The 20,027-nt window shown below is 57.2% G+C and carries 17 protein-coding genes; 7 read left to right on the top strand and 10 right to left on the bottom strand.

Annotation, left to right across the window (positions count from 1 at the left end; translation table 11 throughout):
* Positions 1 to 123: 123 nt before the first annotated feature.
* The 3 genes from H567_RS0112200 to H567_RS29600 are packed head-to-tail and all read right to left on the bottom strand — an operon-like array spanning position 124 to position 4,173.
* Positions 124 to 1,179 carry a FecCD family ABC transporter permease gene (locus tag H567_RS0112200; RefSeq protein WP_028321617.1) on the bottom strand — a complete coding sequence of 352 codons (1,056 nt, stop codon included), beginning with the start codon at positions 1,177 to 1,179 and terminating at the stop codon, positions 124 to 126.
* The gene (locus tag H567_RS24640) at positions 1,172 to 2,101 is read right to left on the bottom strand and encodes an SAM-dependent methyltransferase (RefSeq protein ID WP_084517231.1); all 930 of its coding nucleotides are present in this window, start codon (positions 2,099 to 2,101) and stop codon (positions 1,172 to 1,174) included. The genes H567_RS0112200 and H567_RS24640 overlap by 8 nt, the downstream gene beginning before the upstream one ends.
* Positions 2,101 to 4,173, bottom strand: coding sequence for a TonB-dependent receptor, PCPU motif-type (locus tag H567_RS29600; protein ID WP_435051120.1), 2,073 nt, complete (start codon positions 4,171 to 4,173; stop codon positions 2,101 to 2,103). The genes H567_RS24640 and H567_RS29600 overlap by 1 nt, the downstream gene beginning before the upstream one ends.
* A gap of 841 nt (positions 4,174 to 5,014) precedes the next feature.
* On the opposite strand from H567_RS29600, the gene H567_RS0112175 reads away from it, so the two are divergent.
* From H567_RS0112175 to H567_RS0112160, 3 genes are all read left to right on the top strand, one after another.
* Complete coding sequence (locus H567_RS0112175; RefSeq protein ID WP_028321613.1) at positions 5,015 to 5,338, top strand: carboxymuconolactone decarboxylase family protein; 324 nt, start codon at positions 5,015 to 5,017, stop codon at positions 5,336 to 5,338.
* A gap of 75 nt (positions 5,339 to 5,413) precedes the next feature.
* A complete protein-coding gene (locus tag H567_RS24635) occupies positions 5,414 to 5,887 on the top strand; it encodes a phosphate-starvation-inducible PsiE family protein (RefSeq protein WP_035254262.1) in 474 nt (157 codons plus the stop codon).
* Between the two features lie 656 nt (positions 5,888 to 6,543).
* Positions 6,544 to 7,059 (top strand): hypothetical protein, encoded by a 516-nt coding sequence (locus H567_RS0112160; protein WP_153306164.1) that lies wholly within the window; start codon positions 6,544 to 6,546, stop codon positions 7,057 to 7,059.
* A gap of 41 nt (positions 7,060 to 7,100) precedes the next feature.
* Here H567_RS0112160 and H567_RS0112155 read toward each other — a convergent pair whose 3' ends face one another.
* Positions 7,101 to 8,060 carry a sulfite exporter TauE/SafE family protein gene (locus tag H567_RS0112155; protein ID WP_028321610.1) on the bottom strand — a complete coding sequence of 320 codons (960 nt, stop codon included), beginning with the start codon at positions 8,058 to 8,060 and terminating at the stop codon, positions 7,101 to 7,103.
* Positions 8,061 to 8,635: 575 nt separating this feature from the next.
* On the opposite strand from H567_RS0112155, the gene H567_RS27220 reads away from it, so the two are divergent.
* Entirely contained in the window at positions 8,636 to 9,775 is a 1,140-nt protein-coding gene (locus H567_RS27220) for a C40 family peptidase (protein WP_051184784.1), read from the top strand.
* A 151-nt stretch (positions 9,776 to 9,926) separates the two neighbouring features.
* Here H567_RS27220 and H567_RS0112145 read toward each other — a convergent pair whose 3' ends face one another.
* The 4 genes from H567_RS0112145 to H567_RS0112130 form a co-directional block, all read right to left on the bottom strand.
* A complete protein-coding gene (locus H567_RS0112145) occupies positions 9,927 to 10,547 on the bottom strand; it encodes an ABC-type transport auxiliary lipoprotein family protein (protein ID WP_153306163.1) in 621 nt (206 codons plus the stop codon).
* A gap of 161 nt (positions 10,548 to 10,708) precedes the next feature.
* On the bottom strand, positions 10,709 to 11,716 hold the full coding sequence (locus H567_RS0112140) for an MlaD family protein (protein ID WP_028321608.1): 1,008 nt from the start codon (positions 11,714 to 11,716) through the stop codon (positions 10,709 to 10,711).
* An 8-nt stretch (positions 11,717 to 11,724) separates the two neighbouring features.
* Entirely contained in the window at positions 11,725 to 12,483 is a 759-nt protein-coding gene (locus H567_RS0112135) for an ABC transporter ATP-binding protein (RefSeq protein ID WP_028321607.1), read from the bottom strand.
* 6 nt (positions 12,484 to 12,489) lie between these two features.
* Entirely contained in the window at positions 12,490 to 13,635 is a 1,146-nt protein-coding gene (locus tag H567_RS0112130) for an MlaE family lipid ABC transporter permease subunit (protein WP_028321606.1), read from the bottom strand.
* A 218-nt stretch (positions 13,636 to 13,853) separates the two neighbouring features.
* On the opposite strand from H567_RS0112130, the gene H567_RS0112125 reads away from it, so the two are divergent.
* Complete coding sequence (locus H567_RS0112125; protein WP_028321605.1) at positions 13,854 to 14,441, top strand: flavodoxin family protein; 588 nt, start codon at positions 13,854 to 13,856, stop codon at positions 14,439 to 14,441.
* Positions 14,442 to 14,516: 75 nt separating this feature from the next.
* Here the strand turns inward: H567_RS0112125 and ftsH are convergent, their stop codons facing one another.
* Entirely contained in the window at positions 14,517 to 16,325 is a 1,809-nt protein-coding gene (ftsH, locus tag H567_RS0112120; RefSeq protein WP_028321604.1) for an ATP-dependent zinc metalloprotease FtsH, read from the bottom strand.
* A gap of 629 nt (positions 16,326 to 16,954) precedes the next feature.
* On the opposite strand from ftsH, the gene H567_RS0112115 reads away from it, so the two are divergent.
* Together H567_RS0112115 and H567_RS0112110 are read left to right on the top strand one after the other, a co-directional pair.
* Positions 16,955 to 18,049 (top strand): KamA family radical SAM protein, encoded by a 1,095-nt coding sequence (locus H567_RS0112115; protein ID WP_244155466.1) that lies wholly within the window; start codon positions 16,955 to 16,957, stop codon positions 18,047 to 18,049.
* A gap of 43 nt (positions 18,050 to 18,092) precedes the next feature.
* Positions 18,093 to 19,700, top strand: a complete 1,608-nt coding sequence (locus H567_RS0112110; protein ID WP_051184783.1) for an MBL fold metallo-hydrolase RNA specificity domain-containing protein — start codon at positions 18,093 to 18,095, stop codon at positions 19,698 to 19,700.
* A gap of 4 nt (positions 19,701 to 19,704) precedes the next feature.
* Here the strand turns inward: H567_RS0112110 and H567_RS0112105 are convergent.
* A partial coding sequence (locus H567_RS0112105; protein WP_028321601.1) for a transposase occupies positions 19,705 to 20,027 on the bottom strand: 323 nt, incomplete at its 5' end.

The raw sequence follows: 20,027 nt of genomic DNA, 5'->3' as shown, positions 1-20,027 counted from the left end.
CCCGGTTTGGCCAATATCAAGGCAATCAAGCGCTTGTGCGGAGGCGACCTTTAGGTCGCCGCACAAGCAAACGTGCAGATGGACGCCGAGATTGGCCAAAAAGACCATTTCCGGATGGAAAGGCTAACCAAAAACCATCTTCCCCTTGCTCCGGAGCAGATAGAAGAGGTAAGGCGCCCCAAGCAGCGACGTCAGGATCCCGATCGGGATCTCGGCCGAGGTCAGCGTCCGCGCCAGGGTGTCGCACACCACCAGATAAATGGCTCCCAGCAGGGCCGCCGCGGGGAGGAGGTAGCGGTGGTCCGGCCCCACCATGAGGCGGGTGGCATGCGGCATCATGAGGCCAATCCAGGCGATGACCCCCACCGATGCGACGGATACCGCCGTCGCGAGCGTGGCCAGGGCGATGAACAGACCTTTCCAGCGCTCCGGATGCACGCCCATGGCGCGGGCCTCCTCGTCGCCCATGGAGAGGACGTTCAGCTTCCAGGCATGCAGCCACATCCCGGCAAAACTGACCAGCACCACCGGCGCGACGATCTGCACATCCCGCCACCCGGCATAGTAGAAGCCTCCCATGAGCCAGAAAACGATCTCCCGCAGGGCCGCATCATGGGCCATATACTTGAGCACCCCCACCAGGGATGAAAACACCGAACCGATGATCACCCCGGCCAGCACCAGGCCAACCACGGAGGTCTCGTTGCGGACGCGTCCCAGGCCATAGGCGCCGCAGACCGCCAGGGCGCTGAAGACGAAGGCCAAGCCCTGGATGGAAAGGGCGAAGCGCGGGAACAGGATCCCCAGCGCTGCGCCGAAGGCGGCCCCGGAGGAGACCCCCAGGATGTAGGGCTCGACCAGGGGATTCCGGAAACACCCCTGAAAGACCGCCCCGGCCGAGGCCAGGGCCACCCCGACTCCGATATTCAGCAAGACCCGCGGCAGCCGGAGATTCCAAATGACCGTCGAATGCAGCGGGCTGATGCCGCCGTCGTCCAGCCCCGGGAAGAACCGGTCGAACAAGACCCTGAATACCTCGGCGGGTCCGATGTCATAGGCCCCGACGGTCATGCCCAGCACCGCCGTCCCTCCCAGCAGCACCAGCAGAACCGCCAGGACGAGATACCTGTTGCGCTCCGAGGCGCCTGCTGCAACGGGACCGTCCCCGCCCCTATTCATCGGCCGGCCCTGCCCCCGCAACCCTCCCGCGGGTGCGGCCGAGTCGATTGAGGCTCGCTTCGTAAGGTTTGCCCTCCAGGAACCGGCCGACAAACAGAAGGCCCATGAAGTCCTCTTCCTCTTCGGAGAGGTCGGCGGACATGCAGTCGAGACGGCCGCGCAGCACGCGCTGGCGCCCGGGGTAGCCCGCCCAGTAGACCACGGCGCAGGGCGTGTCTCCCGGCAGAACCTCCCGCAGAGCCTCAAACACGTGTCCGGTGTCGCGCAGGGCCATGTAGAGGACCAGCGTGCAGGCATGGCGCGCGATATCCTCCAACGCGGCGCGATCCAGCCGGCCATCGACCGTCAGGCTGTAGGGTGAGGTCTGCACCAGGTAACGGATGTCGTGCGCGGGGATCGTGCTTTGCCCGAGGGCGGCCATCGCCGCTGCGTCGCAGCCCATACCCGGGATGATGACCACCTCATCGGGGTCGAACGGCTCCTTGTACCAGTGGCCCGGACCGAAGAGGCAGGGGTTCCCGGTTTCCAGGAGGCCGAAATCCTGCCCTGCGGCAAGGACCTCGCGGATCAGTCCGACCCGCTCATCCCGCAGTCGGAAACGCTCCTCCTGGAAACGCTCCCGCTCTGCCTCGCCCAGATCCCAGACCCGCTTCCCCTTGAAGTCGAACAGCCCCTTCCAGGGGTCGAAAAGCACGGGCTTCCCGGCGATGTAATCGCCGAAGAGCTGAACCTGCTGCTCCGGGGCCGCCAGCACCTGCACCCGCTCGAGCGCTTCCAGCGCCTGCAGGGTGGAGGTCCGGGGGCCAGCCGGCCCCGTGCTGATCACAAAGAGCCGTCCGGACCCCCGTTCCCCGGGCAAGGCGTCCGTCGAGGCATCCCTCCACTCCCCGGTTACGCCTGGGCTATCAAGGGACGCGGGCATCAGAACCGCGCCCCGATCTGAAGGCCCCAGACATACTTGGGCATGAAATAGCCCGACTGCTCCTGATAGTCCGTGCCGGTCACGTTGCCCATGAAAACGCTGGCGGTGTACTTTATGCCCTGGAAGCGGAAGGTCTGCTCGAATCCCAGGTCCAGGGTGATGTAGTCATCCAGGACCGTGCCTTTCTGGGCCTCGCGTTTGTAGACATAGCGCGAACTCAGCTGGAACCAGCCGTCTTCCCACACATTGTACCGCGCAAGGAGCTTGACTTTGTGCTTCGGCAGCAGCCCCGGCAAATAATAGGTCCATTCCTTCTCGAAGACCGGGTTTTCCTCCACGTCATATTCCTGGTAGACATAGGCCATAGTCGCCCTCAGTCTGGGACCGAGTCGAACGGCTGCCTCCAGTTCGCCACCATAGAGCTTGAAGTGATCGATGTTGTAAAGGCAGCCGCTCCCAAGCCCCGTTCCCGGAGCCGTGATGCCGTTGTCGTTGATGAAGTCCTGAATGTCGTAATACCAGACGGCCGCTCTGAGCGTCGTCGCCTTGAAATCCTGAATGAGACCCAGTTCATACTCCCACGCCGACTCCGGTTTCAACTCCGGGTTGTCCTGTGAGGCGCACCGCGCCCACCAGTAGTAGTCTCACGGGCACGGGAGGCGGTATGACCGGCTGACAGCGGCATAAAGGGCCGTATCCGGCGCAGCCTGGAAATCCGCCTTCAAGCTAGGATAGAAACCGCTCTCCGTCTGCTGCTTGCCGCCTGTCGGCATGACGGGCTTATCGACGCCCTGTTCCATCCAGGAATAATAGGTGTCCATGTCCACCTTGTAGTAGCGAACCCCGGGGGTCAGGCGCCACTTTTCACCCAAGCCGATCACATCCTGCGCATAGGCCGACTGGACCTTGTAGATGATCGGGTTGGCCGGGGGGCTTCCCAGTTCCTGGTATTCCAACCCTGCGGTCACCAGGTGATGATCGCCCAGTTTTACATCCCCGTACTGGAGGATATACCCCTCGGTGCGATCGTTCACCTGGACATCGTTCGTGAAGCTCGTCCCCGAATAGCTGCTCACCCAGCGCCGGCCTTCCTGGCTGAAGGCATGGAACTTGAATTCCCCCGGACCCACCGGCATACGGAAGATGGCATCCAGGTAGGTGGTGTGCTTGGTCCATTGGGGGACTTCGTCTCCCGGGTATTGGACCGAGGAGGGGAGATGCCTCAGATTGTCTGCATCCGCCGGGATGAAAATGGGGTAATCCGGATCGTAATCCGGCCGGGATGGATCGTTGATCACCGGAAACCCGTAGTTCACATCCGTGTACTTCGCACCCAGTTCGATCGTCGCATCCTTCGGCAGGTAAAAGCTGAGATGCCCGTTGTAGCTGTGGTTGTCCTGGAAATTGTTTCTCAGATATCCGTCGGTCTGCTGGCGGCTGGCCGAAACATTGTAGCCGATCCAATCGGCCGCCCCCCCGTTGACCGACGCCGACAGGTTCGAGGTATCGTAGCGGCCGATCCCCGCCCCGACAGTCGCATCAGGCTTGAGGTTGGTGGTCTTTTTCCCTTTTTTCGTGATGACGTTGATCACCCCGCCGATAGCGAAGGGATGCAGCACGGAGTGGCCGCCGCGAATGACCTCGATCCGTTCGACATCGTCCATGTTGATCGTGGACCAATCGACGATGTAACGGCCGTTGTGGCCGGTCTGGTTGATCCGGCGCCCATCGATCTCTATGACCATCCGGCCTTCGTTCAGCCCCCGGATGGACACCTCGTCCCCCGGGCTCGCCAGGAGCGGGTTGATGCGCTGCACATCGATGCCGCCGATCTCGTTCAGGACATCGGTCAGACTCCGCACCTCACCGGGTTTTTTGAATTCATCCATGCGGATGATCGTCTTTTCCGTGGTGATCTCCACGCCCGGCTGCGGCGCCATGACCGTAATCTCGCCGATGTGGTGGGTCTCTGTTTCCTCCTCTTTCACGTCAGCCGCTTCCGAAACATGCGGCCAGCACAGGAGCAACCCGAGGGCCGCCAAACGGGCCCATCTTCCTCTTCCTGCCCTCATAGCATCATCCTCCCTGTAAAATGAGCGATATGGACTGAGATCAGGGAGAAGCCCCGCAGGACAGACAGGCCCTTCCAGGCGGAAAGACGCTCTTGACGGCCGAACGATTTCTGTTTAGAACTATGGCCGAGGCTCTCGCACAGTGCGGGGCTTCACCCGATGGAAGGCAGCCACCCGGTTCTTGGCGGACAGGGGCTGCCTTCCTGCATTGTTGGATTATCTATCGTGTTCCGGTCGATGCATCACCCCTTTCAGATCCCCATTCGTCTGCAAAAAAAGAAAAGCCACGAAAGCGCCTTGGATTCCGATCCAAAACAGCCTTCGTGGCTTCTAATGGTTTTCACTCTTAGATTTTAGATTCCGGTCGCCCAGATGGGGGCAGCAATTTCGTATTGCCGTTCTAAGCCTGTGCTGTGTAGCAAAACGCCTGTCTTCTGTCAAGCGGAATTCCGCCCTCAGCCAGGATACAACCATTTGCTGCGACCAGGGCCGAGGGGCGAAAAAACCTCTTGACCGCCAGAGCCAAGCCGATCCATGACGCCCAAACGCTCGAACCTTGAAAATCCCACAACCCCGCAGCCAAGAAGTCTCTTGGAGCAGAACGGCCGATCGTCTTCTGCGGCCTGGTAACCGCCTTTTGTTCAGCCATGGCACCAATCCAGGCCAAGAGAGCCTCGTTTCATCAGAGAATCGGGCGATGACTCCCTGGCGGAAGCCATTCAGCATCAAAAAGGGAGGCCTCGGATTGACGGAATAGCGCCCGCAATCTATATTGGAGGCAGATTCTCCCCGCCGGTTCATTGACCGGCAAGAGACTGAACCTTTTGAAAAGGAGCACGTCATGCCCGAAAAACTCGAAGCCGCCATGCAGGAACTTCAACGCGAATGCCCGTCTCTTATGGGACCTTTCGGCCTGCTTCATAAAGCCGCTGTCGAAGACGGGGTGCTGAGTGCCAAAACGAAAAAGCTGATGATGATCGCTGTATCCGCCGCCACCCGGTGCGAGCCCTGCCTTCGATTGCATGTGAAGGGCGCGCTGGAATTGGGAGCCACCCGGGAAGAAATCCTCGAAGCCGCCGGGGTGGCGATTCTTATGGGCGGGGGGCCGACGGCCGCCTACTGCGCCCTGTATCTGCTGGACGAGCTGGAACGTCGAAAGAAGTAAGCCTCCTCCATGTGCAAGATAACCGAAAGGGCGCCTGACACCACCGGCAATTCGCTGTAAGAGGAGGGCAAGCCTTTGGTAAAAGGTAAAAAATACGAAGGGTTATCCGTAGTGCCCACGGATGACAGGTTGATGAACCTCCTCAACAAGATTATCCGGGGGGCTGTCAGGATCCTGGCTGTACTGATGGTGCTCGTGATTCTGTGGGGCATTGGGGATGTCATATGGGTGATCTATGGGCACATTGTCGAGCCTCCCTATGGGATCCTAAAAATCAATGATATCCTTGGAACTTTCGGGGCATTTCTCGCGGTCCTCATCGCCATTGAAATCTTTCTCAACATTACCCTCTACCTGAGGGAAGATATCATCCATGTGAAGCTCGTCGTCGCGACAGCGCTGATGGCCATCTCCAGAAAGGTCATCGTGTTCGATTTTGCCGAACTGAGCTATCAGCATGTCATGGCTACAGGCATTGTCGTTCTTTCCCTTGGAATCACCTACTGGCTGATCTCGAAAAAGGAGCATACCGATAAGGAAAAAGCGTGAACCACAACAGAAAAATCCATCGTAAGGTGCCGATTCGTCGATTTCCGGGACAAAGCCGCTTTTGAAAAAGGCCACGTGGAAGGGGCCCGGCGTTTCGTCCTCCCAACCCTGCTCATATACCGGGCCGGTCTCTTGAACGGACAAGCTTATCGGCATGTTGAAAAGGCCATTGTCTGCAGGCCAAAGAAAAATGTCGTTATGCAGAACAGGCTAAATCCCAGCGGGTGAAACGCGCACAAGTATACGTTTACGCCACCTGGGACAGGTAGAACGCAGCAGTTGGACCTTTTTCTACAGCCTGGCAACCCTTCAGGATATCGACCCCGGCCCTTTTACGATTGGCAACGAAGCAAGGCCGCCCATCGGATCGTCCAAGGGTGGGAAGCGCAAGGTTCGCTTCGGCCTTTACATGAATGGCACCAGACATTGAAAGGCACCCCCAAAACGGACCGGCTTCCCTTTTCCACGGCCCTCCGACTGCCACGGTCGAAAATTCGATTGAAAGACCGTTGCTTCTTGGCTACACGTCATCTCTTGGTATTACTACAGCAGTTTTTTCATGGGCTGACAGTCTTGCCAAATTTATACCCGCTGCATCATTGAATTGTAATTCATCCGTGAGATATGGTTTTAAATTCATGAAAAGGAGAGCTTTTGTGAAACGTTGCTGTCCTGCTATCGCTATTGTGTATTTTTTAATTTCAACTATTTCGGCCTGCTCTACCATATCGGAGAATCATTTTGCATCTCAATCTCCATCTCCAACAGGATCACTGATCGTTTCCACATATGATACCAAGCGTGCGATGAATGACAGCAAACTCACGGATCACCGAATGGAGATGGCCATTTATGACGGAAATCCCAAGAACGCCCATTCCAGGCTTATTCGGCAGGCTGCAGGGGCTGAATGGCGCGTCGACAATCTTCCGCCCGGAGAATATTATCTCAAAGTATCTGGATGGATAGATGAAACGCAAAAAATGGATAAATCGAAATCACAGGTTCACAAATTTTCAGTATCGGAGGGTGAAGTGACTGTCGTAAACCTCGTTCTGACCGATTATGCCAAATCAACGGCAGCCGCGGGTGGAGCGGCACTTGGAACTGCAACTCTCTTGACCTTGGGTTTTTGCGTGGCACTGGTGTTGGCTGTTATCGCCGCCCTCTGATTTCAGTGCATCTGTTTTATTCGAGTCGTGCCTTTTGATCACTATCCCAATGAAGCGGCAATGTATTTCACCGCAGTGAACGCCATCACCCCGGCGAGCATCCACTTGATGTGCCTGGCGGGGACAAACTTCTGGCAACGGGCACCTAGATACATCCCTGCCATACCCCCCAATCCGAAAAGAAGCCCCAGAAGCCAGTCGGGCGCAATGGACTTCTCCGGGTAAAATGGAGCGATGGCCTGATAAAACGCGACGCCCGCCACCGACGTGACAAAGGTACCCATCAAAGCCGCACCCGCTACGGAATACACCGGCAGCCTGAAAAAACTCACGAGAAAAGGAGCGATAATCGCACCGCCACCGATCCCGTAAACCCCACCGACTATCCCTACAAGAAGGCTCAAGAAGAAGATGCCCCAGAAGGGGATCTCGAAAATTTCCCCGTTGAAGGAATAGCCGACGTATTTCAGGTCGAAGCGCGTCGTGGCGAGCAGAGGGGAATCACAGGTTTCACCGGTCTCCTGCACACGCGGCATCAAACGAGAGCGGCGCACCCTTTCCCGAAAAGCCTTTTCACTATCAGGAACGTTGCCTTTCTCCGACCTCCTCTTGAGCAAATCGCGGACCATCTTGCCCCCGATGTACAAGAGAACCCCCGCAACGAAAAGCTTGAAATGCCGGGGATCTGGAAGATAGTTCACCCGGATCAGAGCCCCGAGCAAAACCCCCGGCAGGGTCCCGATGACGATCACCCACGTGAGCGGCCAAGCCATCCGGCCTTCCCGGCAGTAGCGATAGACCCCGCTCGGAATCGCCACGATGTTGAACAATTGATTGGTAGCGCTGACCGACGGGTTCGTATAGCCAAGGAAAGACATTTGGAACGGTAAGAGGAGGAAGGCGCCCGAAACGCCCCCCATCGACGTGAAAAACGACACGACAAACGCCACCACGGGTGGAATCCAGGGGGCGACTTCGATTCCGGCAACGGGAAAAATCACGGCAGCATCCTCGCAAGCGGTCCTGCATTTACAAGCGCGAAAAAGATAATTTTCAAGTCAATAAATACAGAATTCCCAAGCGTGTCAAGCTTTCCCACAAAAACAGCTTCATCGCCGCCTTCCTGGCCTCAGTCCCACCGTTTCCCTCTGGCGGCCCTAGGCCCATTTCCCCCTGGGCTCACGTTTTCGAGAACCATCTGCGGGTCCGGGGCCGCGGTTATGCTCTCACGCACAGGGTGCCGCAGGGGCGCAAAAAGACTTGACAGGTTCGCCGTCTTTCGACTATCCAGAGGTAATGTTTTCTTGGAAGCTGCCTGGGCCCGCCTGCTACTGAACAGGCACCCGGCGATTTGAGCGGTTCTCCCTGATTGAGCCGCATTGAGCGATCTTGCTGACTAGAAAAGGAAATTCCGCTATTTCTGTGCATTGAGGAGACATTTCTGAGAAAGCCTGGAAGAATACAGCTTATGCCGCCAGAGAGACTTTCTTCGGTATCGCATTCCTCGAATCCGACGTCATCCTGCATTCACTCCTCTTTAAGAGTGGTTTTCCTGCTCATTGCAGCGGTCTTCTTCATGGCCGGCGTGCGGGAAGCTGCAGCGACGGAGTGGCCATTCTCTGTCAGCAAGCCTTCTTTCATCGAGCAGTTCAACTCCGCCTTCGACTTCTCACCCCCTGAACAGCCTGTTGAAAAGATCAAGCGGGAAATGAAGAAATTTCTAGGCATCCCCTACCGTTGGGGTGGTGAAAGCTTTAAAGGAATGGACTGTTCCGGGCTTACCAAAAAAGTCTATGCAAGCATTTTCGGAATTGAGCTGCCTCATAACTCGAGCCAGCAAAGCAGGCTCGATGGCCTCAAAGAAGTCCGGCCAACCAGGGAGGAACTTCAGCTGGGCGATCTGCTGTTCTTCGGGCCGAAGAAAAAGAGAATCAACCATGTCGGCATCTACCTGTCAGACGGAAAGTTCCTCCATTCGTGCAGATCGCAAGGGGTCACCATCTCGAGTCTGAACAAGGCCTACTGGAAAAACAGGCTGATCACTTCCAAACGCTTGAAGGACGTCGAAACGACCTTGACGCCGGAAACCGCTGCACTTTCTCTGGCGCCTTGTCCGGAGGCAGCGCCCATGTTCGATCCTTTCGAAGATGCACCCCCCTCCTTCGAACTCGGCTATCGCAGGACCCTTTTGGATTTCGCGAATCTCAGTCTGGACACCTTCATGCACATCACGGCTTGGGACAGAGCCTTTTCCCCGGGCGCACGAGGATCTGATTCCTGGTATCCGGAACGATCGAGTGCCGTTTCATCCTTTGAGCCCAGGCAAGGTTTCCGGCTTTTCGCCGATTTCACTCCGTTCGAATGGCTGACCATCACACCCTCGTTCACCCGCGTAAGCGGCCACGCATTTCTTGCGGATAATGACGGGTCTTGGCAGTCTTTCGGTTTGGAGACCCTCGTGACGATGCCCGATTCACGGTGGGCATTGGCCATGTCTGCCAAGGCCGACCATCAGGAAACAGCTCCCGGGTGGCTGTCGGCCACGGAGGAGGACACCTTCGACATCACCTTCGGCCTGCGGTACCGCTATTCCAGCTCGATCAATTTCTCCATCCTGGGCTCACACGAACCTGACGCCTTCAGGCAGATGGAAGCCGGCGATGAAGATCCATCCGGCAGCAGCCATTTCACATTCAAGGTCGATCTTACCTTCTAGCGCAGCGAGATCCTCCCTATTCGCCTGAGGCTTGCGCCTCTCACAAAGGCCTGGGCCAAGCGGCAGGCACACCGCGCAGCCGGTCCGCAAAGGATTGCGGGCCGGCCATCGCTTTTCTCGAGGGCCAAGAAACCCTCCCCAAGAGGGATCGCTAACGAAGCGCGTTGTAGACGTCTTCGATCACCTGCCGCGAGACTGCCCGCATGGCGCGGCTCATGGCGGCCGCTAAACCCGTAGGGGTTTTTTCCTGAAAAGGCTCCCTCACACGGTAGGTCTTCTGCCGTACCACCTTTTGGCTGACATCCGGTTCCAGGGCCTTCGTCAGGGTAATCGAAACGGTCAACACGGCCTCCCATCCCTCCTCGAAGTCCCACTCGAAGAATTCTTCCACGTAGCCTTCCAGGACATGGGTAACACCCGCCTGAGTGCGGTGAGGAACGACCGCGTTGAAATATCCGGATCCCCGCAAGTCCCTGGCAAGGAAGTACGACACCATGTCCCCTGGATTATCCCGCCACTGGCTATAAACATAGGCATCACGACGGAAGTCGCCTTCCCGGTAAATCATCCGCCGCGTGTTATACGTCGGCGCAACCCTGAAGCGGTTTACCTGAAGGATGGAGCCAAGCGGCTTATCGAGCCTGAGCTCCGGCTCGGCATACTCCAAGGTGTAGAATCGAACCGGCTTCTCGGGCCGCTGGAGCTTCAGACATCCACCAAAGAGAAGGATCCCTAGGAGCACAGCAACAGCGCTATAACCGAATCTCACCATCAGCACATCCCTTTCTCGCGATGGAAAAAAATCAACGGGCAAAGCCGCCTGCACACCCTTCCTTCGCCCATCCCCGGCCGGCAGGATTCATGGCTCTCTGCCGGTAAGAACCCCCTTGTCCTTTCCTTAAATTCCAGATCCCGACAAGCACTGCGCCGTCTTCAGGGCTGGTGCTCCAATTCCCGCGGCGGCGGGGGCTCGGCCAGCAGAAATCGAGCAGGCTCATTGGCCAGGTTTTCAAGGACGATATTCAGGTTTTCGCTGGCGTTTTCCAGATTCTGGCCAATGGTCAACAGGCTCCCTTTCAAATAGGTGAATCCCGATCCTGCACCATCCATCAACACAACGCCTTTCGAAAAAAGCTCGTTGGCCCGGTCGACCGCAGTGCGCAGCTCCAATACGGTCTCCTCGAGCGGCTTTTCACTGTGCTCGACGATCCGGTCCACACGGGCAAGGGTTGCCCCCATCTGTTCAACCGTCGTGTGGCTCTTATCGAGCAGCGTCGCGAAGGCGGCGGCTGACTGTTCGAGGGAAGCACCGATGCGCTTGAACCGGTCGTCTTTGAGCATCCGGTTCACCTCTTTCAGCGACGATTCGACCTCCGCGGCAATTTCTTGAATGTGCGCATCCGTCATCAGTTTGTTGGCATGATCGAGGGTCATGATGATGCGGTTCGATACCGCTTCGAGGTCCAATTTTTTCATCTGGCTGAGAATCTCGTCAATGCTCCTGAACAGCTTGCCGATTTCAGAGGGTTTGGATGCCACCACAGGATATTCCGGAGAAAAATCGATGCGCGGCGAAAAGTCCGGCTCCCCCGGATCTTTGCGATCCATCTGGACAAACATCGCCCCGGTGATTCCCACAGGATTCAACTGGGCCACCATGTCCTGATCGAGGCTCAAACCGGTTTCGATGTTCATGAGGACCTCGATCAGCCTCGAATCCGGCGCCACATCGATCTTGACCACCCTCCCGATGGAAACCCCTCTGTATTTGACCGGTGAATCACGCCCCAGGCCCTGCACCGATTCATCGAAATAGGTTACATAGTGACGGCCCTTTTCCAAGACGCGGCTCATGCCCAGCCAGATAAACGCTACGATGACCATCGCAATTCCGGAGGCGACAAAAAGCCCGACCGTAAATTTGGTCTTTTGAGATGCCATCAGCCGTTTTACTCCTCAGCTTCGCGGTTGAAGAACTGTCTGACAAATGGATCGGGGTGATGATCCCGAAGATAAACAGGGTCTCCCTCGGCGATAATGCCCTTCGCTCGCTTGTCCAGCATGATCACCCTCTGTGCCACGTTGAAAATACTGGCCAAATCGTGGGTGACGATGACCATGGTCGTTCCAAGACTGCGATTGATTTTGAGAATCAATTGGTCCAGCTCCGCTGCACTCACTGGATCGAGGCCTGCAGACGGTTCATCGAAAAAAAGAATCCTTGGATTCAGGGCCATGGCCCTTGCCAGACCGGCCCGTTTTTTCATCCCGCCGCTCAACTCGGAAGGCAGGTGGTTTTCATAGCCCCCCAAATGGACCAGCCGCAGCTTCATGCGGACCAGGGTCTCCATGGCCCCCTTCGGCAGATCCGTATAGGCTTCGACGGGCAAAAGGATGTTCTCGGCCAGCGTCATGGAGCCAAAGAGGGCCCCGCTCTGAAAAAGCACCCCGAATTTCTTGAGAATCTCCCGGAATCGCACCTCGCTGCACTTTACGATATCCTCCCCCTCGATCAGAACCTCTCCCGAATAGGGAGGTATCAGACCGATGACATGTTTGAGCAGGGTGCTCTTTCCACACCCGCTGCCCCCAAGAATCACGAAGATCTCTTCCTCCCGTATCTCAAAGGATACGCTGTCCAGGATCGTCACTTCGCCGTAACGGGCCGTCAGATTTTTCACCTGGATGACAGGCGCGGTTGCCGCCATGGATGTCTATCCCCAATAGGTCAGTATCACAGCAAAGATAGAGTCGAACAAGATGATGAGAAAGATGCCGCTCACAACAGCAGACGTGGTGGCCTGGCCGACAGCCGCGGCTCCGCCGCGCACCTGGAAACCCCGCAGGCAACCCACATAGGCGATCAGAAGGCCGAAGACCGCGCTCTTGAAAAACCCCCAACTGACATCGAAAAGGGACAGGGTTCGAATGGTCTGATCGATGTAGGCGCCCGCCGTCAGATTCAACATGGACACCCCCACGACCAGCCCCCCGAAGATGGCAAAAAGGTCTGAAAACAGGGTGAGCACGGGAACCACCAGAACGGAAGCCAGGATCTTGGGGACAACGAGGAACCGCGTCGTGTTGAAGCCCATGCTGTAGAGCGCGTCCACCTCCTCGGAGATCTTCATGGTGCCGATCTCTGCCGCGTAAGAGGAGCCGGAACGCCCGGCCACGAGAATGGCGGTCATGATGGGCCCGAGTTCGCGCACCATGGCAAGACTCACCAGCGAAGCGACATAGATATTGGCGCCGAACTGCTCCAGCTGAACGGCGGACATGAAGGCCATGATCAGCCCCAATAGAAGGCTGATCAAACCGACAATCGGGACCGCATCCACACCCGTCCGCTGCATGGCCTGGATCGTGTCCTCGCCTCTGAGGCTCCGCGGGTGCAGGATGACATAGCCCAAGGCCAGGCACACATCTCCAAGGAAGGAAAGCGCGAAACGGCCCTCGGAAAACTGCCGGATACTCGCCTCCCCCAAACGCACCAAGGCGTTTGGAGGGCGCTTCTTCTTCAAGGCGGCGTGCTCCTCCGCCAGGGCCTCGAAATCCATCATATCGAGGATTTCTTGAATCTTCGGGCCAGGGTTTAGGATGCGAAAAGCGCCCTCACCTGTTGGACCATGGCGCTTCAGCTCAAGCAGCAGCAAAACGCCGAAATCATCCATATACTGAACGCCGCTTAGATCCAAAGTGACACGCAGGGGCTTCTTTTCCCTCAGCAAATGATCGATCTCGGAAAGGAGGCGGCCGGCACTGCCGGCATCGATCCGGCCCGTCAGGGCAAACGTCCATTCCCCCCCGGCAGACTCCCGCGCCTCATAGCCCAGCTCCTGACCGTCACTTCTCGTCATGCCGTCTCCCACGGTCGAACACGGATCCGTACCCGCTCACAGTCCGTGATCCTGCATCGCACGCCACCACCAGACATGAATTGCCTTGATCTTTTCCCGACACCCCATTAAAAGAGGGGCTTAGACGGCTGCGAACCGCAGCCTGCTGTTAGTCTTTTTTTCACACCGTTTCACACAGCAGACAGACCGGAACACCACACAAAAATGAGGTGCCTGCCATGGCAAAAATTCTGGCCATTTACGGAAGCCCCAGAAGAAAAGGAAACACCTCCACCCTCCTCGACCAAGCGGTGGAAGGGGCGCTCTCGAACGGCGCCGAGGTTGAAAAGGTCATTCTCAGGGATTGCAAGATATCACCCTGCCTTGAGATTTACGGCTGCAAGAAAGACGGGCGCTGCGTCATTCAAGACGATTTTCAAGCCCTCTACGACAAGATGCTGGAAAGCCAAGGTCTCATGCTCGCCTCGCCTATATTCTTCTACAGCGTGAGCGCCCTCGCCAAATGCCTCATTGACCGCTGCCAATCGCTCTGGGTCAAAAAATATTGGATCGACAAGGTGTCTCCGGGCCGGTGGACCGCCAAGCGCAAAGGCCTGTTCATCTCTGTAGGCGCAACGCAGGGGAAAAAACTTTTCGACGGCCCCTTGCTGACAGTGAAATATTTTTTCGATGTCCTGGACATGGAGCTCTATCGGACGGTCTTGTTCAGGGGCTTGGACTTCGAGGGCGACGTTCTTCAACACCCTGAATACCTTTCGGCAGCGCGGGAGGCAGGCCAAGACCTCGCAAGGGCACTGAGCCGTTAGCCATCGGAGACCGCAGCCTCGATCCCCCGGCTTCCAAACCTTAGGAGATGCCCGAGGCATCGATCGGATGCCGCCTCACGCACCCGCTTCGTCCATGAGACTTTTAAGCGTCTCTCCGTCGATCTTCTCTTTTTCCAACAGCAACTTGGCGGCCCGATCCAGCACAGGTCGCCATTTTTTGAGGATTTCCAAAGCCTTAAGATACTGCTGCTCCACGATCTCCCGCACCTCGGCGTCGATCAACTGCGCCGTCGCCTCGCTGTATTCGTCCTGCCCCCGGAAGCCGGTTTCCAGGTAAAGGGGCCGTTTTTCACCCGCCAGGTAGACCTGTCCAACCTTGGCACTCATGCCGTATTCCTTGACCATGCTTCGGGCGATATCGGAGGCCTTCGAAAGATCATTGTGGGCGCCGGTCGAAATATCACCGAATACGATCTCTTCGGCAGCCCGCCCTCCCAGGAGCACGGCGATTTTGTTCAGAAGTTCGGTCCGCTTCATCAAAAAACGGTCTTCGGTCGGGACCTGCATGGTGTAGCCAAGCGCCGCGATGCCCCTCGGTATAATCGATATCTTCTGCACGGGGTCCGTCCCCGGCAGCGATAAAGCAACCGTGGCATGGCCCAGTTCGTGGTAGGCCACAATCTCCCGTTCACTTTTGTTGATCAGCCTATTTTTCTTTTCGAGGCCGGCCATGACCCGTTCCACCGCCTCTTCGAAATCCGACATGTCGACCTGCTTCTTTTTGCGCCTGACAGCAAGGATCGCGGCCTCATTGACGAGATTGGCCAGGTCCGCCCCGACCATTCCCGGCGTCATGGCCGCCAGCCGTTCGACATCGAGATCTTCGCTGGCCTTGATCCCTTTGAGGTGAACCTTCAGGATATCCTCGCGCCCTTTCTTGTCCGGGCGGTCCACCAGGATCTGTCGATCGAAACGCCCCGGACGCAGCAGCGCGGGATCCAGGATCTCAGGCCGGTTGGTCGCCGCCATCAGGATAACGCCCACCTTCGGATCGAAGCCGTCCATCTCGACCAGGAGCTGGTTGAGGGTCTGCTCCCGTTCGTCATGGCCGCCAACGGCCCCGAACCCGCGGGCCTTTCCGAGGGCATCCAGCTCGTCGATGAAGATGATGCACGGGGCTTTCTCCTTCGCTTGGACAAACAAATCCCGCACCCGGGCGGCCCCGAGCCCGACAAACATCTCAACGAACTCAGACCCGCTCAGACTGAAAAAGGGCACCCTGCTTTCCCCGGCCACGGCCTTGGCCAACAGGGTTTTGCCGGTACCGGGCGGACCGACCAGCAGCACCCCTTTCGGCAGTTTACCACCTAATTCCGTATACTTGTGCGGGTCTTTGAGGAATTCTATCACCTCCACCAGTTCCTGTTTGGCCTCGTCCACACCCGCCACGTCGTCGAACGTGACATTCAGCTCATCCTCCATGTAGATCTTGGCTTTGTTCTTCCCGAGCGTCATAAAGCCTGCCTGCTGGCCCGTCATGCGCCGCATCATGAAATACCAGATGCCCACGAACAGCAGGATCGGGAAGACCCAGGACATCAAATCCCGCAGAAAGGTCGATTCCACCTCTCCTTTAAAAGTGACATGATACTGCGCCAACAGCTCCGAAAGCTCCTGGTCTACGCGAATCGTGCGAAAAAGCTCCCCCTTGCTCTGAACATCTCCGTTCAGCAGAGCCCGTCCCTGAATCTCGTTGGCCTTTACAGCCACCTCGGTCACCTTGTTTTCTTTCAACAGGCGCAAGAATTCGCTGTAGGGGATGACCTTGATGGCAAGAACGGAGACCAGGTACTGCTGCAGCAGGAGAACCACCCAAATGCCCAGGAGGACATACCAGATAGAAAATTTGTGGTGCTTTTCCATGACACCTCCCCATCCCCAATGACTTCCTTCCGCACGCACGCACGTCCCCGGCGCGCCGCCGCATTCCCTATCTCAAAACAACCCATCCAACGGGCAAAAAACGCGTGAAAAAAGCGCAGGTGCGGAGCGGCGCCCATCGAGTCAAGCTAGTCAGCCTCTGGACATCTGGATAGGCGCCTGAAAAACGGGTTGCGCCGGCAGACCATCTCCGGGCGGACACCCATGAGCGAACCACCTTCGAACCCTATCCATGCTATGTTTTTCGGCGTCTTTCATCAACCAAAAAGCAGAACTTGCAATACACCGGGCTGTATTCTATGGTAACCCCGATCCCTGAGACGATTCTGCGGCCGCTCGGGTCCCGCCGGCGGAGAAAACCTTTTCTCCCCGTCTGAAAACAGAAGCGCCCTGCGCTGCGCCGAGGCTTCCTGCACCAGCCCTTCCTCCCTGGAAAGGCTTGGCGGTATTGGTTGGGCGACGGGAATCGCCTATGGGAAATCCATCGAGGGGAAAGAATCCTGTCGGCCCGGCTCTTTCCCGGAAATCGTCCCGAACCGAAAGGCATCCATTGAAAAAACGATGCGCCTGGCGCTTTTTCCAGGCTGTCCGCAGCCGCGTCCGGACCTGACATGAAACTCCGAAGACACATTCCCCTTGCATCGATGAATTCAGGGCCGACAAACTCGCCCTGGGAGGAGATCCTTGCCGAAAGCGTCACCGGCGCGGGCATGATCGCTGATCTTTTCGGACTTGACGCCGATGAACTCAACCGTGTCACCGAGCGTTACCCCATGCGAATCAATCCGTATTACCTCGGGTTGATCCGTCAAAAGCACGATCCTATCTACCGGCAGTGCATACCGGACCTCCGCGAGATCCGCCTCGATGACGGCCTGGACGATCCCCTGGCAGAAGAGGCGTTTTCGCCCGTACCCGGCCTGACGCACCGATACCCTGATCGGGTGCTGTTCCTGGTCTCGGCCTCCTGCGCCATGTATTGCCGGTTTTGCAATCGCAAAAGGAAGGTCGGTCGCCCTTCAATGGTGAACGACGCCACCATCGAAACCGGGTTGGCCTACATCCGCCGGCATGAAGAAATCCGCGACGTGCTTCTATCCGGAGGGGATCCCCTCCTCCTTTCAGACGAACGGCTGGGGGAAATCCTCTCAGACCTGAGGGCCATCAGCCATGTCGAGATCATCCGCATCGGCAGCAGGGTCCCTTGCACGCTGCCCCACAGGATCACCCAACGCCTGGCCGATCTTCTAAAGCAATTTCATCCCTTGTTTCTGAACACCCACTTCAACCACCCGGCTGAACTCACCCCGGAAGCGGGGGCGGCTTGCGCGCGCCTTGCCGATGCGGGCATCCCGTTGGGCTGCCAAACCGTGCTGCTCAGAGGCGTCAACGACGACCCCGGCACCATGCGCGAACTGATGCAGAAACTCCTGATGGTGCGCGTCCGGCCCTATTATCTGTTCCAGGCCGATCTAGCCAGAGGGACTGCTCATTTTTGGACCCCCATCGAAAAAGGAATCGAAATCATACGAGAATTACAGGGGCACACCTCCGGCCTGTGTCTGCCCCACTTCGCCATAGACCTGCCGGGGGGCGGCGGCAAAATCCCTCTTCTCCCTCAATATGTCGAAAGCAGAGGGTCGAATTCGCTCGAGGTGAAAAACTACCGCGGGCAGACGTTCCGCTATCCCCTGAGTCCATTTTAAGCCGAGGGGTCCCGGGCCGCGGCCCCTACAGAAAGGAGCATCCATGATCAGAGTAACGTGTTTAGGCGGCGCAGGATCGGTCACTGGTAGCAATTATCTCGTCGAAACCGTCCAGGGAAAGAAATTCCTGGTGGACTGCGGGCTCTTTCAGGGTGGAAGGCAGATCGAACTCCGCAACTGGCAACCGTGGCCCTTCGACCCCAAAAGCATCGACACGCTCTTTTTGACGCACGCCCATATCGACCACAGCGGGCGCATCCCCAAGCTGGTCAAGGACGGTTTTCAGGGCAGGATCATCACCTCTCCCCCCACCGCAGAGCTCTGTGAGATCATGCTCCTCGATTCCGCCCACATCCAGGAGATGGATGCCGAATGGCAGACCCGCAAGAACAAGCGGCAGTCCCAGCCTCCCATCGAACCGCTGTACACGACGGCCGATGCCGAGGCAAGCCTCAAGCTGTTCCATCCGCTCGAACGGGACCGGCTGGTGGAGATCGAACCCGGTGTGCGCGCGCGGCTCAGGAATGCGGGGCATATTCTCGGCTCCTCGATCCTGGAGATCTGGGTGGAGGAGAACGGAAAGACGGTCAAGGTCGTCTTTTCCGGTGACCTTGGCAAGAAGGATCAGCTGATCGTCAAGGATCCCCATGAAATCTTCGACGCGGACTATCTTTTCCTCGAATCGACCTACGGAAACCGCCGCCACCGCTCCTTCGAAGAAAGCGAAGAAGAACTGCTCGAGGCCATCCGTTACAGCACCCGCCACAACGAAAAGATCATCATTCCCGCCTTCGCCGTAGAACGTACCCAGGAAATCCTCTATGTCCTCGGCCAGTTTCAACGTGAGGGTAAACTGCCCGACATTCCCATCTACCTCGACAGCCCTCTGGCCATCAAAGCCACGGAAATCTTTCGCAGAAACAAGAAATGCTATGACGCCGAGGCACGCGCTATCGTCTCTGAAGGGTATGATCCTTTCAATATGCCCAACCTGCATTTCACCCAGGAGACGAAGGATTCGATCGCCATCAACGAAAGGCGCGGCTCCGCTATCGTAATCGCCGCAAACGGGATGTGCACGGCTGGAAGGATCAAGCATCACCTGAAGCACAATCTCTGGCGGGAAGGCGCCAGTCTGGTGATCGTCGGCTACCAGGCCAAGGGAAGCACCGGGCGGAAGATCGTGGACGGTGCCAAGCAGGTCAAGATCTTCAGGGAGAATGTTGCCGTGCGCGCACGCGTCTTCACCATCGGGGGGTTTTCCGCCCATGCCGACCAGGCTGATCTGCTCGAGTGGGCCGGCCATTTCGAAAGCAACCCCCGTGTCTTCGTGGTCCATGGAGAGGCTGAGGCCGCGCAAACGCTGGCTCAAAAGATAAGCGAGGAACTGCATTTCTCCGTTCACGTTCCAAAATGGAAGGAGCGACTGATCCTCAAGGCGGTGGAGGTCGCTTACGAAGAGGCCCCAGAGGAGGAAGCTGTTCCGGATGTGGCTTCACAGACCTTGAATATGGTGATCAATCTCGAAAATGAACTCAAGGATCTGAAAAAGCGGATCAAGGCCAGAGAACTGGAAGGGAAGATCGGCGAAGAGGACCTTGACAGGCTGCAGTATGTCCAGGAAGAGCTGCGGTACCTGCTGAGTGTTTAAGATCTTATCCGTAAATAACGCCCACTTTTCGGTAGGCGATGATAGCAGCAGCCATATGCAGCAAAGCCATATAGGTATCGCTGAGCTTCTCATAGCGAACCAGGATTTTACGGAAGCGATTGAACCATGAATGACTCACTTCAACCACCCATCTTCTGGCTTTCCATGCGGGATTGCGCTTTTTTTCCTGGCGCTCCTCCCCCCGTGTTTTCACGTGGGGAATATAACCGTGGGCAACGATGGTCTTCAATGCGGGTTTGCCATCATAGGCTTTATCGGCACACAGATTCTGCTGGATATCGGTGGGACGGTCGATGACGATTTCTT

Source organism: Desulfatiglans anilini DSM 4660 (genome assembly GCF_000422285.1).
Lineage (GTDB): Bacteria > Desulfobacterota > DSM-4660 > Desulfatiglandales > Desulfatiglandaceae > Desulfatiglans > Desulfatiglans anilini.
The sequence above is the reverse complement of the archived record's forward strand: the minus strand, read 5'-3'. Positions and strand labels throughout refer to the sequence as shown.

What these genes read in the sequence shown, in the direction of transcription:
- H567_RS0112115 (WP_244155466.1), top strand. Translation starts at nt 16,955, where the DNA reads ATGAAACTCCGAAGACACATTCCCCTTGCATCGATGAATTCAGGGCCG.
- H567_RS0112175 (WP_028321613.1), top strand. Translation starts at nt 5,015, where the DNA reads ATGCCCGAAAAACTCGAAGCCGCCATGCAGGAACTTCAACGCGAATGC.
- H567_RS0112200 (WP_028321617.1), bottom strand. Translation starts at nt 1,179, where the DNA reads ATGAATAGGGGCGGGGACGGTCCCGTTGCAGCAGGCGCCTCGGAGCGC.
- ftsH (WP_028321604.1), bottom strand. Translation starts at nt 16,325, where the DNA reads ATGGAAAAGCACCACAAATTTTCTATCTGGTATGTCCTCCTGGGCATT.
- H567_RS0112145 (WP_153306163.1), bottom strand. Translation starts at nt 10,547, where the DNA reads ATGGTGAGATTCGGTTATAGCGCTGTTGCTGTGCTCCTAGGGATCCTT.
- H567_RS0112130 (WP_028321606.1), bottom strand. Translation starts at nt 13,635, where the DNA reads ATGACGAGAAGTGACGGTCAGGAGCTGGGCTATGAGGCGCGGGAGTCT.
- H567_RS24640 (WP_084517231.1), bottom strand. Translation starts at nt 2,101, where the DNA reads ATGCCCGCGTCCCTTGATAGCCCAGGCGTAACCGGGGAGTGGAGGGAT.
- H567_RS0112140 (WP_028321608.1), bottom strand. Translation starts at nt 11,716, where the DNA reads ATGGCATCTCAAAAGACCAAATTTACGGTCGGGCTTTTTGTCGCCTCC.
- H567_RS0112135 (WP_028321607.1), bottom strand. Translation starts at nt 12,483, where the DNA reads ATGGCGGCAACCGCGCCTGTCATCCAGGTGAAAAATCTGACGGCCCGT.
- H567_RS27220 (WP_051184784.1), top strand. Translation starts at nt 8,636, where the DNA reads ATGGCCGGCGTGCGGGAAGCTGCAGCGACGGAGTGGCCATTCTCTGTC.
- H567_RS0112125 (WP_028321605.1), top strand. Translation starts at nt 13,854, where the DNA reads ATGGCAAAAATTCTGGCCATTTACGGAAGCCCCAGAAGAAAAGGAAAC.
- H567_RS0112110 (WP_051184783.1), top strand. Translation starts at nt 18,093, where the DNA reads ATGATCAGAGTAACGTGTTTAGGCGGCGCAGGATCGGTCACTGGTAGC.